Consider the following 15,261-nt stretch of genomic DNA (forward strand, 5'->3'; position numbering starts at 1 on the left):
GCGCCCCGGCGCCGGGAAGATCGAGGGTGGACGAGGAGGGTGCCAGGTGACGCAGATCGTGGTCCGGTGGTCGGAGCCGCTCGAAGCGGAGGACCGCTTCCTTCGGCTGCTCGACGAGCTCGAGCGCGGCCGCTTCGAGGCCTACCGGCTGGAGCTGGACAAGCGCCGTTTCCTGACCGGCCGCGTACTGGCGAAGACGCTCACGGCGGCGCGCCTGGGCGTGCCGGTGGAGTCCGTGGTCTTCGACGCCACCTGCGAGGACTGCGGCAAGCCCCACGGCCGGCCCCGCGTGCCCGGCTCGGACCTGACGTTGTCCATTTCGCACTCGGGCCAGCTGATCGGTGTGGCGGCCACGGACGGCGTGCCGGTGGGGCTGGACGTCGAGACCTCTTCGCGCCGGGCCGACAAGTCGCTCATCGAGTACGCCCTGAGCCCGGCCGAACAGCAGGCCGTGGCGGAGCTGCCCGAAGCCTCGCGATCCGCTGCCTTCTTCGTTTACTGGACCCGCAAGGAGGCCGTCATGAAGGCCACCGGCAAGGGCCTGAAGATCCCGCTGCAGAGCATCACGTTCTCGCCCTACGACGCACCGGCCGAGCTCGTGTCCTCCGGCGACCCGGCGCTGGACCCGGCTCGCACCCGGCTGGCGGACCTCAAGGCGGCCGAGGGCCACCGCGCGGCCGTGGCTGCCCTCACCACGGAGGCGCTGGAGGTCACCGAGGAGCACTGGCTCCCCTGAGTGCCCCGAGCAGGCGGTGGGGTGGGGTGAGTCAGTCGAGACCCATCGCGCCCAGCAGGGTCCGGAACTTCGCGATCGTCTCGTCGAACTCCGCCTGCGGGTCCGACGCCGGCACGATCCCGCCGCCCGCGTACAGCCGCATCGACGTGTCCGCCACCTCCGCGCAGCGGATCGCCACGGCCCACTCGCCGTCGCCCACCGCGTCGACCCAGCCGACGCTGCCGGCGTAGTAGCCGCGGTCGAAGGGCTCCAGCTCTTGGACCAGGTCGCGCGCGGCAGCGGTCGGGGTGCCGCAGATGGCGGGCGTCGGGTGCAAGGCCGCGGCGAGGTCGAGGGCGGTGACGGCGCGGTCGACGAGCTCGCCGGTGATGGCCGTGCGCAGGTGCCAGATGGCGGGCGTCGACACGAGCTCCGGGGCCGGCGGCACGTCGAGCTTGCGGCAGAACGGCCGCAGGGCCTCCACGACGTAGTCGATCACCACGGCGTGCTCTTCCTGGTCCTTCGCGGACGCCAGGAGGGCCTCGCCGTTGGCGCGGTCCGCGACGGGATCCGCCGAGCGCGGCATGGACCCCGCGTGCGGGGTCGTGAACACGGAGTCGCCGGCGCGGGAGAGCAGCAGCTCGGGCGTGGCGCCCACGAGCGTGCGCCCGCCGGGCAGCTCGGCGGCGTAGGTGAAGTGGCGCGGGTTGCCGCGGGCCAGGTTGCGCACGATCTTCTCGACCGGCACCGGCGAGGCGAACTCGAGCTCCAGGGCCCGGGCGAGCACGGCTTTGCGCAGGCCACGGTCGCGCAGGGCCGCCACGGCGGCCCGCACGTTGGCCTTGTGGCCCTCCTCGGACGGCACCTCACGGGTGACGCTCGGGGCGGGCAGCTCTTCCGACGCGGCGACAGCACTGCCTTCGCCCTCGGCCTGCGCCCGGTGGACCGTGCGCGGCAGGACGAGATGACCCGGCGTGGTCGTGCCCGGGCCGGTGTCGAACGGCAGCGTCCCGACCGCGAGCGGCACGCCCGAGCTGGTCAGCTCTTCGGCCACGGTCCTGGCCAGCCGCCGTGGATCGGTATCGGTCACGACGGCGACCGAACCCTGGGCGAGGAGCGCTCGCCGGGCCGTCGCGAACAGGAAGTCGCCACGCTGGTAGCGGACGGTTGTCTCGACCGGGGTCGCCGGTGCGGTACTGGTCGTCACCGCTCCAGCGTCCCAGGATCCGGGAGCTCCGCGGGGAAAGTGTTGCCGGAAGAACACCTTCGGCGCACTTCCCCCGCGGGAGACCGGGTTCTTACTTCAGCGCGTCGATAAGAGCTTCGCGCTGGCGCTCGCCGAGGCCCGCGGCCCGGCGGTCGGGGTCGATCCCCGCCTGCTCGAGCAGCGCGGCGACCTTGACCGCGCCCAGGCCGGGAACGGCCTTGAGCAGCTGGGTGACCTTCGTCTTCCCGATGGTCTTGTTCTCCTTGGCCTGCTTGAGCACCTTCTCGATGCTCGTGGTGCCGGACTTGATCGACGCGAGCAGCTCCGAACGCGCCTTACGCGCCTCTGCCGCCTTGGCGAGGGCGTCGGCGCGCTGCTCCGGAGTCAACGTGGGCAGAGCCAACGTAGTGTCCTTTCCTCTCAGGTCTCCGCTTACGCGGCCGACGGCTTTTCTCCGATGCTTGCAAGCGCAAGCGCTGGCCAGCCGTCTCTTACCACGGCCCCAGTAAACGCCACACCCTCGAAGAGCGCGCAACCGACACGCACTTATCACCCTCCGACCACCCGGTGGGCAAGTCACGAGATGACCCCTCGCGGCCTGCGGAAACGTCAGACGTCCCTCGTTTTCGACACCATTACCTCACCCGAATGAGGCTCTATTTCGAGACGGTTACGACGCCATTTTTTGTTGTCCCGCAAGGAAAAGTCCGGTATTAAGTTGATCATGGACGCAGGAGGCCGCCACCCGATACGGGGATGGCCGTGACCGAACGGTTGCCCGAGTTGACCATGCCCCCGCGTCCCGTCCGCCGTTAGAGTCGGCGGCACCCCAGTTCACCGGCGAACGAGCACCACGGGAGTCACCCATGTTGAGCACGATGCAGGACGGGCAGCTTTCGCTGGCGAAGCTCCTGCGGCACGGCACGAAGGTGCACGCGAAGAGCGAAGTCATCACCTGGACCGGTTCAGAAGCCCGCCGGGAGACCTACGCCGAGCTCGGGCAGCACGCCGCCCGCCTGGCCAACGCGCTGCGCACCCTCGGCGTGACCGGCGACCAGCGCGTCGGCACGTTCATGTGGAACAACGCGGAGCACCTGGCCGCCTACCTCGCGGTGCCGGCCATGGGCGCGGTGCTGCACACCCTGAACATCCGCCTGTTCCCCGAGCAGCTCACCTTCGTCGCGAACCACGCCGAGGACCACGTGGTGATCGTCGACGGCACGCTGGTGCCGCTGCTGGCCAAGCAGCTGCCGCACTTCACCACGGTCAAGCACGTGATCGTGGCCAACGGCGACGCCTCGACGCTGGAGGCGCCCAACGGCATCACCGTGCACTCCTACGATGAGCTGCTGGCCGCCCAGCCGAGCGAGTTCGACTGGCCCGAGATCGACGAGCGTTCCGCCGCCGCGATGTGCTACACGTCCGGCACGACGGGCGACCCGAAGGGCGTCGTCTACTCGCACCGCTCGATCTGGCTGCACTCGATGCAGGTCTGCATGACCGACAGCATGCGGCTGGCCCAGGAGGACACCGCGCTGGCGATCGTGCCGATGTTCCACGCGATGTCGTGGGGCCTGCCCTACGCCGCGATGATGGTCGGCGCGTCGCTGCTCATGCCCGACCGCTTCCTGCAGCCGGCCCCGATCGCCGCGATGCTGGCGGCCGAGAAGCCGACGTTCGCGGCGGCCGTGCCCACGATCTGGCAGGGCCTGCTCGCCCACCTCGATGCGAACCCGCAGGACATCTCCCACGTGCGCGAGGTCGTGGTCGGCGGGTCGGCCGCGCCGCCTTCGCTGATGCACGCGTTCGAGGAGCGCTACGACGTGCCGATCCTGCACGCGTGGGGCATGACCGAGACGTCGCCGCTGGGCAGCGTCGCGCGTCCGCCGGGCAGCGCGACCGGCGAGGAGCGCTGGGCCTACCGCTACACGCAGGGCCGGTTCCCCGCGTCGGTGGCCGCGCGGCTCATCGGCGACAACGGCGAGGAACTGCCGTGGGACAACGACGCCGTGGGCGAGCTCGAGGTGCAGGGCCCGTGGATCGCCGGCGCCTACTACGGCGGCAACGCCATCGACCCGGACAAGTTCCACGACGGCTGGCTGCGCACGGGTGACGTCGGCAAGATCAGCCCCGACGGCTACCTCACCCTCACCGACCGCGCCAAGGACGTGATCAAGTCCGGCGGCGAGTGGATCTCGTCGGTCGACCTGGAGAACCAGGTCATGGGCCACCCCGCCGTCGCCGAGGCGGCCGTGGTCGGGATCCCCGACGAGAAGTGGGACGAGCGCCCGCTGGTGACCGTCGTGGTGAAGGAAGGCCAGAGCGTGACGGCCGAACAGCTGCGCGACTACCTGACCGACAAGGTCGCGAAGTGGCAGCTGCCGGAGAACTGGACCTTCGTGGACGAAGTGCCCAAGACCAGCGTCGGCAAGTTCGACAAGAAGCGCATCCGCGCGTCCTACTCAGAGGGAAAGCTCGACATCTCACAGCTCTAACGGGTAATTCTCCGGCGAGTCGCGGATGATCCGGCGCCTGTCTTGAGAGAGTCTTGCGCTCTCAAGACAGGCGTCGGAGCGCGTCGGAGGAAGTACGGGGATGCAGTCACGCAGCAGGAGGTCGTTCCTCACTCTCGCGGGAACGGCAGCAGTGGGCGCGGTCGCGGCCGCGTGTGGTTCGAACACCGGGCGCCCAGGCGACCCGCCGCCGTCCACCGCGATGTCGGCCGGACCGCCGCCGTCGAAACCGGCCGCGAAGGTGACGCTGCAGCAGTGGTACCACGCGTACGGCGAAGACGGCGTGCAGGACGCCGTGCGCGGCTACGCGGCCTCGTACCCGGGCGCGACCGTGAAGGTGCAGTGGAACCCGGGTGACTACGACTCGAAGATCGTGACCGCGCTGCAGAACAGCGCCGTGCCCGACGTGTTCGAGGCCCAGGTGAAGATCGACTGGGTGCGCCAGAACCAGGTCGTGGCGCTCGACGACCTCATCGGCCCGGTGAAGAACGACTTCAGCCCCGCCGTGCTGGCCGCGCAGACCGTGGAGGGCAAGGTCTACGGCATCCCGCAGGCCACCGACACGCAGGTGCTCTTCTACCGCCCGAGCCTGCTGCAGGCCGCGGGCGTGCAGCCGCCGCAGACCGTCGACGAGCTGGTGGACGCCGCCGGCAAGCTCTCGCGCGACGGCGTGAAGGGCTTGTTCGTGGGCAACGACGGCGGCGTCGCCACGCTGACCGGCCCGCTGCTGTGGTCGGCCGGGCTCGACTACCTCAAGCCCGGCGGCCGCGAGGTCGGCTTCGACGACCCGCGCGCGGCCACCGCGCTGGGCAAGCTGCGCGCGTTGAACGCCAACAGCTCCCTGCTGCTCGGCGCGCCCACCGACTGGTCCGACCCGGGCGCGTTCATCGACGGCCTGTGCGCGATGCAGTGGACCGGGCTGTGGAACATGCCGAAGATCCGCGACGCGTTCAACGACGACTTCGCCGTGCTGCCCTTCCCCAAGCTGGACAACAGCGGCGCCCCTTCGGTGCCCGTGGGCGCGTACGGCGCGATGGTCAACGCGAAGAGCAAGCACGTGGCCGAGGCCAAGGCGTTCGTGAAGTGGCTGTGGGTCGACCAGACGACCGACCAGCTGGAGTTCGCCACGCGCTTCGGGTTCCACGTGCCGGCGCGCCAGAGCCTCATCGACAAGGCCGACACGCTGCGCTCGGGCCCGGCCGCCGACGTCGCGCGGTTCGTGAAGGAGAACAGCCACCTCGTCGGCGGTCCCGTGTGGACCCAGCAGGCGAACACCGCGCTGTCCGACGCGGTCGCGAAGATCGCCAAGGAGGGCGCCGACCCGGTGGCGCAGACCAAGGCGGCGGTGACGGTCGCGCAGTCCGAGCTGAAGCGCTTGTTCGGGTGAAGCTGCTTTGAAAGCCCCAGCCCGGAAGACCCGGGACACGCTGGCGTTCTGGGGGTTCGTCGGCCCGTTCCTGATCGGGCTGGCCGTGTTCGCGTACCTGCCGATCGGCTGGAGCGTGTACCTGTCGTTCTTCGACGCGCGCAACACCGTGACGCCGAGCGTGTTCGTGGGGCTGGACAACTACGCGCACATGCTCACCGACGGGCCGTTCCTGGCCAGTCTCGGCACGTTCAGTGTGTTCGCGGTGGTGATCGTGCCGCTCACGTTCGTGCTGTCGCTCGCGCTCGCGGTCGGCGTGCACCAGCTGAGGTTCGCGCGCGCGTTCTTCCGCTCGGTGTTCTTCCTGCCCTTCGCTTGCTCGTACGTGGTGGCTTCGCTGATCTGGAAGACGTCGCTGTTCTCAGGGGTGCGCTACGGCCTGGCGAACACCGTGCTGGGCCTGTTCGGCGCCGATCCGGTGGCGTGGACGGGCACGGTCGACCCGCCGCTGTACTGGATCGTGCTGGTGACCGCGCGGCTGTGGCTGCAGCTGGGCTTCTACATGATCCTGTTCCTCGCCGCGCTGCAACGGATTCCGGTCCGGCTCTACGAAGCCGCGTGGCTCGACGGCGCGAAGCCGGGCTGGCAGGTGTTCCGCTACATCACGCTGCCACAGCTGCGCGCGACTTCCGTGGCCGTGCTGCTGCTGAACCTGATCAACGCGTACCAGGCGTTCGACGAGTTCTACAACATCATGGGCGACTCCCGTGGTTATCCACCGTTCGCGCGGCCGCCGCTGGTGTACCTCTACTACACGTCGCTGGGTTCGGGCGGCCAGGACCTGGGCCGCGGCAGCGCGGGCGCGGTGCTGCTGGCGCTGCTCATCGCGCTCGTGACGTTGTCGCAGGGCAGGCTGTTCCGCTTCGACCGTGGTGCCCTCTCGTCAACGGCGCTGTCGTGAAGGCCGCATTGCGCTGGACGGCGCTGATCGTGGCGGCGGTGCTGTTCCTGCTGCCGTTCTACCTGCTGCTGCGCAACGGGCTCGCCTCGCGCGCGGAGATCACGGCTCCTGATTGGACGCTGTGGCCTCGGCAGGTGCACTGGGAGAACTTCACGCGCCTGTTCTCGCTGGAGGACGTGCCGTTCGCGCGAAGCCTGCTCAACTCCGCGGTCGTGGCGACGCTGCAGACGTCGGGGCTGCTGGTGATCTGCTCACTCGCCGGCTACGGGTTCGCCCGGATCCCTTACCACCACTCGAAAACCGTGTTCTACGCGGTGCTCGCGACGCTGATGATCCCGACGTCGGTCACGTTCGTGCCGAGCTTCGTCGTGGTGTCCACGCTCGGCTGGCTCTCGGACCTGCGCGGCCTGGTGATCCCGGGGTTGTTCAGCGCGTTCAGCGCGTTCCTGTTCCGCCAGTACTTCCTGGACTTCCCGCGCGAGCTGGAGGAAGCCGGCCGCGTCGACGGGCTCACGCGCTGGGGCGTGTTCCGGCGCATCGTGGTGCCCAACTCGCGCGGCTTCTTCGCCGCGATCGCCGTGATCTCGGTGATCGGCAGCTGGAACGCGTTCCTGTGGCCGCTGATCATCGCGCAGTCGCCGGACTCGTGGACGGTGCAGGTGGCGCTGTCGGGCCTGCTGACCTCACAGAACCCGCAGCTGAACCTGCTCTTCCTGGCCGCGGCGGTGTCGATCCTGCCAATCGTGCTGCTGTTCGCCTTCCTGCAGCGTTACCTCGTGCGCGGGGTCACGGAGTCGGGTGTGAAGGGCTGAGCCGCCGCGGCAGCGGCACCGGCGGCTGCAGCGGCATTCGGGCTGACGCGCCACCCGATCGCGGCGGGTCAATCCGCCGATTCCGCCCCCAACGACCACCGCATCCCCCATAAGCTCTTTGTACCCGACGCCCGGAACCTGGAGCACCCGATGACCGATCCGTACCAGCAGCAGCCGCGCCAAGAGGGCCAGTACTACGGCGCCGACGGTTATCCGACGCCCCAGCAGCCCCCGCAGCAGCCCTCGGCGCCGCTGCCCGTGCCGTACTCCGCGCCGTATTCGGGGCCGTACCCGACGCCGTACTCGGGACCGCAGCCCATGCCGTACGGGCCGTTCCCGGGTTACGTACCGCTGCGGACGAGCGGCATGGCGATCGCGGGGATGATCATCGGGATCCTCGCGCTGATCACGTTCTGGGTGCCGTTCTGGGACGTGATCGCGGCGTTCACCGCGATCGGGCTGTCGTGGGCGGGCATGGTGCAGGCGCAGAAGCCCGGCTACGCGGGCCAGGGCATGGGCATCGCCGGGCTCGTCTGCGGAATCATCGCCGCGATCCCCGCGGTGATCTTCCTGGTGCTGTTCTTCACGGCGATCGCGGCGACGAGTACGTCGTGCGCGTTCTACTGCTGAAACTTTGCTTCTGAACCCACCTTCGTCGGGTAGTCGAACCGCGGTACCTGTGACAGAGTCAGCCGCACTGTCACGGTGAATGTGAGCGGGATTCATGTTTCGTTCACCGGAGGTCCACCGCCGTCCGGCAGCGTGCTGGGCAGCCGACACCGGGAGCGAAGATGGCCCAGCTGACCAGGCGGACTTTCACCGCGGCGGGTGCCGCGGGCGTGGGGTTGCTGCTGTGCACCCCGACCGCCAACGCGCTGGACCGGGCGCTCAAGCGCACGGCCTCGCGCACCGTCAGCACCACGGGCACGACCCTCGAACAGGTCGCCGCAGCCGTCTCCCCCGGTACAGCCACGTACTCCCGCCTCACCGGCGGCCCGGGCTGGCCGCTCGTGGTCCGCGGCGACCTCACCGCGCCGAAGGACGGCCGCGACGACCGGCGGACGGCGCTGGGCGCGTTCGTGCAGTTCACCGACCTGCACATCACCGACACCGAGTCGCCCGCGCGGTTCGAGTACCTGCACCCGTACGTCAGCTCGGCGCACCGGCCGCAGGAAGCCCTCGGCACGGCCGCGACGAGCGCGCTGGTGCAGCGGGTGAACAGCGTCGCGAAGGGACCGTTCACCGGCCGGCCGTTCGACTTCCTCGTGACCACCGGCGACAACACCGACAACCACGAGCTGCTGGAGCTCGACTGGTTCCTGACCAGCCTCAACGGCGGCGCCATCACGCCGAACTCCGGCGACCCCAGCCGGTACGAAGGCGTGCAGGCCTCGGGCAACGACGCGTTCTGGAACCCGTCGACCCCGCTCGCCGACGACTACTCGAAGAAGGGCTTCCCGCAGCTGCCGGGCCTGCTCGAAGCGGGCATCGCGCCGTTCACCGCGCCGGGGCTCGACGTGCCGTGGTTCTGCACGTTCGGCAACCACGACGACAGCGTGGTCGGCACGCTGCCGGAAGGTATCCCGGGCATCGAGAGCTGGTACACGAGCCGGTACAAGGTGATCGGCAAGGACGAGGACACCGCGAAGAAGCTCGGCGCGGCCATCAACAGCGGCAAGAGCGTGCCGCTGATCGAGCTGTTCGGCGGCACCGGCACGATCCGCGAGGTCACACCCGACGCGCGCCGGCGGCCGTTCACCACGGCGGAGTTCGTGACCGCGCATCTCGAGTCCGGCAACACCGGTCCGGGTCCGGTCGGCCACGGCTTCTCGGCGAACAACGCCGACGGTCGCAACGTCTACTACACGTTCCGCATCGCCCCTGGCGTCACCGGCATCAGCCTCGACACCACCACGCTGGGCGGTTTCGCGGACGGTTCGATCGGGCTCGGCCAGTTCAACTGGGTGGAGTCGACGCTCAAGCGCAACTCCTCGACGTACTACGACTTCTTCGGCCGCAAGGTCGCCCAATCGGTGACCGACGAGCTGTTCGTGCTGTTCAGCCACCACACGAGCGACACCATGGGCAACCTCCTGCCCGACTCGCGCCACCTGCTGGAGCCGCGCCTGAACGGCGACACGTTCGTGGGGCTGCTCAACCGCTTCCCGAACGTCGTGGCATGGGTCAACGGCCACACGCACCTCAACAAGATCACCCCGCACGTCGGCAAGACGCCCGCGCAGAGCTTCTGGGAGATCAACACCGCCTCCCACGTCGACTTCCCGCAGCACGCCCGCATCCTCGAACTGGCCGACAACGGCGACGGCACTCTGTCGATCTTCACCACGCTGATCGAGGCTTCCGCGCCCTACGCGGTGGACTACTCCGCGCGCACGCCTTCCGCCCTGGCTTCGCTGTACCGCGAGCTGTCATACAACGACATCCACGTGGACCTGGGCCGCGTCGGCTCGGCGGGCGACCACAACACCGAACTGCTGCTCACCAACCCGCTCGGTTGATTACCTCCCGGGTAATCGACGCGCCTCCCCCCGGCTGCGGTTAGGTCATGAACATGACCGACGCCGAGGGCACTTCGCTGTTCCACCAGACCATGCCGTTCGCCTCCCGGCTCGGCATCGAAGCCCTCTCGCACGCCCCCGACCTGGTCCGCAGCCGGCTGGCGTGGTCCGAGTCGCTGTGCACCCTCGGCGGCGTCCTGCACGGCGGCGCGCTCATGTCCCTGGCCGACGCGACCGGCGCCGTGTGCGCCTTCCTCAACCTCCCTTCGGGCGCTTCGGGCACCACGACCCTGGAGTCGAAGACCAACTTCCTGCGCGCCGTCCGTTCGGGGCATGCGATCGCGTCGTCCCGCCCGCTCCACGCGGGCCGCCGCGTGGTCGTCGTCGAGACGGAAATCCACGACGACGAGGGCAAGCTGGTCGCGAAAGTGACCCAGACGCAAGCGGTGCTCTAGGCGGCCCAGGGGAGCCGGATGGCTTCGATCTCGGTGTCGTTGAGCAGTGCTTCGATCAGCCCTGGTGAGCCGACGACTTTGGTGCCCCAGAGGTCGTAGTCGGTGCAGAGGCACCACGAGCGGTCTTCGGCCCAGAGGTTGGACGGGCTGAAGTCGGTCTCGGGGTCGTTGTAGAGGACCGCGGCGTCGCCGAGGCGCCCGGTGAGTACCCGGACCGTTTCGCAGTCCTCGAACCCGCGAGTCGCCGGGCCGAAGAAGGCAACGCACGGGGTGTCGGGACCGCTGTGTTCGGCGAGGAGGCCGATCAGCCGGGTCCAGGTCTCGCGATCCAGGCTGCCCTCGGTGGGCGGAATGATGCCAAGGGGCCAGCTGCGATCTTTCTTGGCCGAGGAAAAGCACCGGAAACAGGGCAGCAGCCCTTCCGGCACGATCGGATCGCCGACGCGTTCGGCGAGTTCCGCCCAGCGCAGCCGCCTCCAGCCGGGTCCCGGATGCTCCGGACGGCCCAGTCCACCGCCCATGGTCACCGAGACGGCGTCGAGGTCGAGGTCGCCGATGATGTGCGGTTCGACGACGCCCTCGGCGATCTGCGCCTGGTGGCGTTCGTGATAGGTGATGTCCGCCGGGCCTCGCTCGTGCTCGTAGATGGCGTTGAGCACCCAGGCCGCGTCCGGCATCGCCGGCTGCATGAATCCGGTCAGGCCGTCTTCGCCGGACAGCTCGCGCAGCCAGTCGACAGCAGCGGCCGGCGCGGGTAGCCACAGGTCGGTGAACGAATTCAGCACATCTCATTGTCCCGGCGACCACCACCGATTTCACAGCCTTGCTCTGGTCGGCTCTTTACGAACCTGTCCCAACCGGCGAAAATCTTTCGCTATCACTGGGGTCTCGGGGACGGAGCACGGCATGCGGGTGCGGAGCTTGATCACGCTATTGTCCATCGCCATGGTGACGGCAGGAGCGACGCAGGTCGCCGACGCGGCGCCGGCGCACCCGGCGAACGACGAGGCGATCAACTACCACGAGTGGTCCGGCGGGACGTTCTACGCGGGCCGGCTCGACGGGCTGGCGCTGGGCCGCGACGGGCTGCGCATCACGCGGCCCGCGGGCACCGTCGAGCACACCGAGCCGGGGCTGGGCACGTCGAGGACCTACGAGTACGGCTCGTGGACGTCGCCGGTGTTCCGGCAGGGGTTCGACGCGACGCAGCTCATCGCGTCGTGGAACGCGCAGACGCCGGCGAAGACGTGGCTGGAGGTCGAGGCGAAGGGCCGCACGTCGGCCGGCGTCGAGACGACCTGGTACGTGATGGGCCGCTGGGCCAGCGGCGACACCGACATCCAGCGCACGAGCGTCGACGGTCAGAGCGACGACAACGCGTCGGTGGACGTCGACACGCTGGCCACGAAGACCGGCGTCACGCTGCGTTCGTACCAGCTGCGTGTGAGCCTCTACCGCGAGGCGGGCACGCGGGTGACGCCGACGGTGTCCACGCTGGGCGCCGTGACCTCGAACGTCCCGGACCGCTTCGACGTGGCGGCCACCAAGCCGGGCCGCGCGCGGGGCATCGAGCTGAAGGTGCCGGCGTACGCGCAGAACATCCACAAAGGACAGTTCCCGCAGTACGGCGGCGGCGGTGAGGCCTGGTGCAGCCCGACGTCCACCGAGATGGTCGCCGAGTACTGGGGCAAGAAGCCGACCGCGCAGCAGATGAGCTGGATCCCTTCGGACTACCTCGACCCGTCCGTCGTCTACGCCGCGCGCAACACCTACGACTACGCCTACGACGGCACCGGCAACTGGCCGTTCAACACCGCGTACGCCGCTTCGCTCGGCCTGCGCGGCCACATCACGCGCCTGCACGACCTCAACGAGCTCGAGGACTACATCGCCCGCGGCATCCCCGTGATCACGTCGCAGTCGTTCCTCTCCGACGAGCTCGACGGTGCCGGCTACGGCACGTCCGGCCACATCATGGTCGTCGTCGGCTTCACCCAGGCCGGCGACGTGATCGTCAACGACCCGGCCTCCAGCACCGACGCACGCGTCCGCAACGTGTACAAGCGCGACCAGTTCGAGAAGATCTGGCAGCGCACGAAGCGCTACACGGCCGACGGCAGCGTGGCGAGCGGGCCGGGCGGAGTGGTGTACATCGTGACGCCGGCCTGAACGGGCTTTCCAGGAGTGGAAACCGACGCATCGTGGTATGGCCACGCGTGCATGTTCCGTGATTAGCTGCCCCGGCAAAGCAAGGGTGCCGGAAAGGGTGAGCGCATGCCGTACGAGGTCCAGGGAGTCGTGTCCCGCGCGAAGGGCGAGCCGGTGGCGCTCGAGACCGTGGTGGTGCCGGACCCGGGTCCGGGCGAGGCGGTCGTATCGGTGCAGGCCTGCGGGGTCTGCCACACCGACCTGCACTACCGCGAGGGCGGGATCAACGACGACTTCCCGTTCCTGCTCGGCCACGAGGCCGCGGGTCGGGTCGACAAGGTCGGTGCCGGGGTCACGGACATCGCGCCGGGCGACTACGTGATCCTCAACTGGCGCGCCGTCTGCGGCACCTGCCGGGCGTGCAAGCGCGGCAAGCCGTGGTACTGCTTCTCCACGTTCAACGCCGAGCAGCCGATGACGCTCACCGACGGCACGAAGCTGTCGCCCGCGCTGGGCATCGGGGCGTTCCTCGAGAAGACGCTCGTCCACAGTGGACAGTGCACGAAGGTGGACGAGCGGGCCGAACCCGCCGTGGCGGGCCTGCTCGGCTGCGGTGTGATGGCGGGCCTCGGCGCGGCCATCAACACCGGCGCCGTGACGCGCGGTGACTCCGTGGCCGTGATCGGCTGCGGCGGCGTGGGCGACGCGGCCATCGCCGGCGCCAACCTCGCGGGCGCGACCACGATCATCGCCATCGACACCGACGACCGGAAGCTCGAGTGGGCCAAGGGCTTCGGCGCCACGCACACCGTGAACAGCAAGGGCCTCAGCCAGGACGAGGTGGTGGCGGCCATGCAGGACGCCACGCGCTCGTTCGGCCCCGACGTGGTCATCGACGCCGTCGGCCGGCCCGAGACGTGGAAGCAGGCCTTCTACGGCCGCGACCTCGCGGGCACCGTCGTGCTGGTCGGCGTGCCGACGCCGGACATGCGCCTGAACGACCTGCCCCTCATCGACTTCTTCGGCCGTGGCGGCTCGCTAAAGTCGTCCTGGTACGGCGACTGCCTGCCCTCGCGCGACTTCCCCATGCTCGTGGACCTGTACCTGCAGGGCCGCCTGCCGCTGGACAAGTTCGTGACCGAGCGCATCGGCGTCGGCGACGTGGAGCGGGCGTTCGAGCGCATGCACCACGGCGACGTCCTGCGCAGCGTGGTGGAGTTCTGAGGCTTTTCACCGACGCCGACTACCCGGCCGTCCCCTACCCCGGGGCACGGCCGGGTACGTCGTTCGTCCACCTCGACGGCGTCGGGTGGTCGCTGGACACCGCGCCGGCCGGCTGGCGCGACCGGCTGCCCGTGCTGGCGTACGGGTCCAACGCTTGCCCGTCGAAGATCACGTGGCTGCGTGACGAGCTCGGCCTGACCGGTCCCGTCGTGGCGGCTCGCGTGCGCTGCACCGGCCTGGCCGCGGTGTGGGCCTCGGGCCTGCGCAAGGTCGACGACCAGCGCCCCGCCACCCTCACCGCACTGCCCGACGTCGAACACCACTTCCTGTGGTTCGTCACGCCCGAGCAGCGCGCGGTCCTCGACGTCTGCGAAGGCCGCGGCACCCGCTACCACCTCGCCCAGCTGGACGGCTACTCCGTCGAGACCTCCGATGGCACGCGTGTCGAGGGTGTCCACGCCTACGTCGGCGCCTCCGCCGTCCGCTACCCACTCCTCGTCGACGGCCACCCGGTCCGCGTCGCCGACGTCGCCCAGTCCGAAGCCGCCCTCCTCCTCGGCGACCCGGCGGGTGAGCACGGCCTGAAGTGCACGATTGTGGAGCCGGAGCAGATCTTCACCTGACGCGCGGGTCGGGAATCGCCCGGATGGCGAGGAACCCGGTCGGCTCGCAGGAAAGCCGCTCGTACCGCACGGGATCCACCTCGGCCCCGGCGACCTGCGGCCGAGGCTCGACCAGCCGCTCGATCAGGAACCCCGCCTCCCGCAGCTCGGCGCACGTGTCCTGAAGCGGCGAGAGCCAGAACCGCACGTGCCAGCCGTTGACCCACGTCTCCTCCACCACGCGCGGCTCGAAGTAGTTGCCACCGTGGCGAAGCCAGTCGGCCGTCGGGTGTATCCGCGAGAGCACCAGCGCACCACCGGGCCGCAGCACGCGGTGCAGCTCACGCAACATCGCGACCCGGTCGTCCACGTACTCGAAAACCAGCGCCAGCAAAACGAGATCCACCGACGCGTCGGCCAGCCAGCCGAGTGGCGCGCCGAGGTCGTGCACGCGGAACGCCGCGCCCGGCACCCGCGCCCGGCTCAGCTCCACCATGCGCGGGCTCAGGTCGAACCCGGTCACGCGCGCGCCCCGAGCCGCCAGCTCTTCCGCGTACAGCCCGGGGCCGCATGCGGCGTCGAGCACGTCGCGGCCGGCGACGTCACCGAGCAGCTCCAGGCAGGCGGGGCGGTCGACGTGCGCGTTGTAGAACCCGTCGCGGGCGTGGTCGAGGAACTCGTCGGCGAACTGTTCGTACTGCGGGAACGATCCGATCATGCCGGTCAGTCTTCCGGCCGC

General features: G+C 69.6%; 15 protein-coding genes. 11 read left to right on the forward strand and 4 right to left on the reverse strand.

Annotated features, from left to right (window positions below; all coding sequences use genetic code 11):
* Positions 1 to 46: 46 nt before the first annotated feature.
* On the forward strand, positions 47 to 736 hold the full coding sequence (locus K1T34_RS13115) for a 4'-phosphopantetheinyl transferase superfamily protein (RefSeq protein WP_220244541.1): 690 nt from the start codon (positions 47 to 49) through the stop codon (positions 734 to 736).
* Positions 737 to 767: 31 nt separating this feature from the next.
* Here K1T34_RS13115 and K1T34_RS13120 read toward each other — a convergent pair whose 3' ends face one another.
* Entirely contained in the window at positions 768 to 1,922 is a 1,155-nt protein-coding gene (locus K1T34_RS13120; protein WP_220244542.1) for an isochorismate synthase MenF, read from the reverse strand.
* Between the two features lie 91 nt (positions 1,923 to 2,013).
* Positions 2,014 to 2,325: an integration host factor, actinobacterial type gene (gene mihF / locus K1T34_RS13125; RefSeq protein WP_220244543.1), complete on the reverse strand. Its 312-nt coding sequence runs from the start codon at positions 2,323 to 2,325 to the stop codon at positions 2,014 to 2,016.
* Positions 2,326 to 2,788: 463 nt separating this feature from the next.
* Between mihF and K1T34_RS13130 the strand changes: the two genes are divergently transcribed.
* The 7 genes from K1T34_RS13130 (at position 2,789) to K1T34_RS13160 (ending at position 10,548) form a co-directional block, all read left to right on the forward strand.
* On the forward strand, positions 2,789 to 4,417 hold the full coding sequence (locus K1T34_RS13130; RefSeq protein ID WP_220244544.1) for a long-chain fatty acid--CoA ligase: 1,629 nt from the start codon (positions 2,789 to 2,791) through the stop codon (positions 4,415 to 4,417).
* A gap of 100 nt (positions 4,418 to 4,517) precedes the next feature.
* Entirely contained in the window at positions 4,518 to 5,822 is a 1,305-nt protein-coding gene (locus K1T34_RS13135) for an ABC transporter substrate-binding protein (protein ID WP_220244545.1), read from the forward strand.
* A gap of 7 nt (positions 5,823 to 5,829) precedes the next feature.
* Positions 5,830 to 6,762, forward strand: coding sequence for a carbohydrate ABC transporter permease (locus K1T34_RS13140; protein ID WP_220244546.1), 933 nt, complete (start codon positions 5,830 to 5,832; stop codon positions 6,760 to 6,762).
* A gap of 29 nt (positions 6,763 to 6,791) precedes the next feature.
* Positions 6,792 to 7,574, forward strand: a complete 783-nt coding sequence (locus K1T34_RS13145) for a carbohydrate ABC transporter permease (RefSeq protein WP_220247173.1) — start codon at positions 6,792 to 6,794, stop codon at positions 7,572 to 7,574.
* A 150-nt stretch (positions 7,575 to 7,724) separates the two neighbouring features.
* Positions 7,725 to 8,204, forward strand: coding sequence for a DUF4190 domain-containing protein (locus K1T34_RS13150; RefSeq protein WP_255638484.1), 480 nt, complete (start codon positions 7,725 to 7,727; stop codon positions 8,202 to 8,204).
* Positions 8,205 to 8,365: 161 nt separating this feature from the next.
* Positions 8,366 to 10,093 (forward strand): TIGR03767 family metallophosphoesterase, encoded by a 1,728-nt coding sequence (locus K1T34_RS13155; protein WP_220244547.1) that lies wholly within the window; start codon positions 8,366 to 8,368, stop codon positions 10,091 to 10,093.
* Between the two features lie 53 nt (positions 10,094 to 10,146).
* Positions 10,147 to 10,548, forward strand: coding sequence for a PaaI family thioesterase (locus tag K1T34_RS13160; RefSeq protein ID WP_220247175.1), 402 nt, complete (start codon positions 10,147 to 10,149; stop codon positions 10,546 to 10,548).
* Here K1T34_RS13160 and K1T34_RS13165 read toward each other — a convergent pair.
* The gene (locus tag K1T34_RS13165; protein ID WP_220244548.1) at positions 10,545 to 11,333 is read right to left on the reverse strand and encodes a hypothetical protein; all 789 of its coding nucleotides are present in this window, start codon (positions 11,331 to 11,333) and stop codon (positions 10,545 to 10,547) included. The genes K1T34_RS13160 and K1T34_RS13165 overlap by 4 nt on opposite strands.
* Before the next feature lie 121 nt (positions 11,334 to 11,454).
* Between K1T34_RS13165 and K1T34_RS13170 the strand changes: the two genes are divergently transcribed.
* The 3 genes from K1T34_RS13170 to K1T34_RS13180 all read left to right on the forward strand — a co-directional run bounded on the left by K1T34_RS13170 (position 11,455) and on the right by K1T34_RS13180 (position 14,543).
* Positions 11,455 to 12,717, forward strand: coding sequence for a peptidase C39 family protein (locus tag K1T34_RS13170; RefSeq protein WP_220244549.1), 1,263 nt, complete (start codon positions 11,455 to 11,457; stop codon positions 12,715 to 12,717).
* A 105-nt stretch (positions 12,718 to 12,822) separates the two neighbouring features.
* The gene (locus tag K1T34_RS13175) at positions 12,823 to 13,920 is read left to right on the forward strand and encodes an S-(hydroxymethyl)mycothiol dehydrogenase (RefSeq protein ID WP_220244550.1); all 1,098 of its coding nucleotides are present in this window, start codon (positions 12,823 to 12,825) and stop codon (positions 13,918 to 13,920) included.
* Entirely contained in the window at positions 13,917 to 14,543 is a 627-nt protein-coding gene (locus K1T34_RS13180; protein ID WP_370643819.1) for a gamma-glutamylcyclotransferase, read from the forward strand. Before K1T34_RS13175 ends, K1T34_RS13180 begins: the two co-directional genes overlap by 4 nt.
* Here the strand turns inward: K1T34_RS13180 and K1T34_RS13185 are convergent.
* Positions 14,536 to 15,240 (reverse strand): class I SAM-dependent methyltransferase, encoded by a 705-nt coding sequence (locus tag K1T34_RS13185; protein ID WP_255638485.1) that lies wholly within the window; start codon positions 15,238 to 15,240, stop codon positions 14,536 to 14,538. The genes K1T34_RS13180 and K1T34_RS13185 overlap by 8 nt on opposite strands.
* Positions 15,241 to 15,261 lie beyond the last annotated feature (21 nt).

The sequence above is a fragment of the Amycolatopsis sp. DSM 110486 genome, assembly GCF_019468465.1.
Lineage (GTDB): Bacteria > Actinomycetota > Actinomycetes > Mycobacteriales > Pseudonocardiaceae > Amycolatopsis.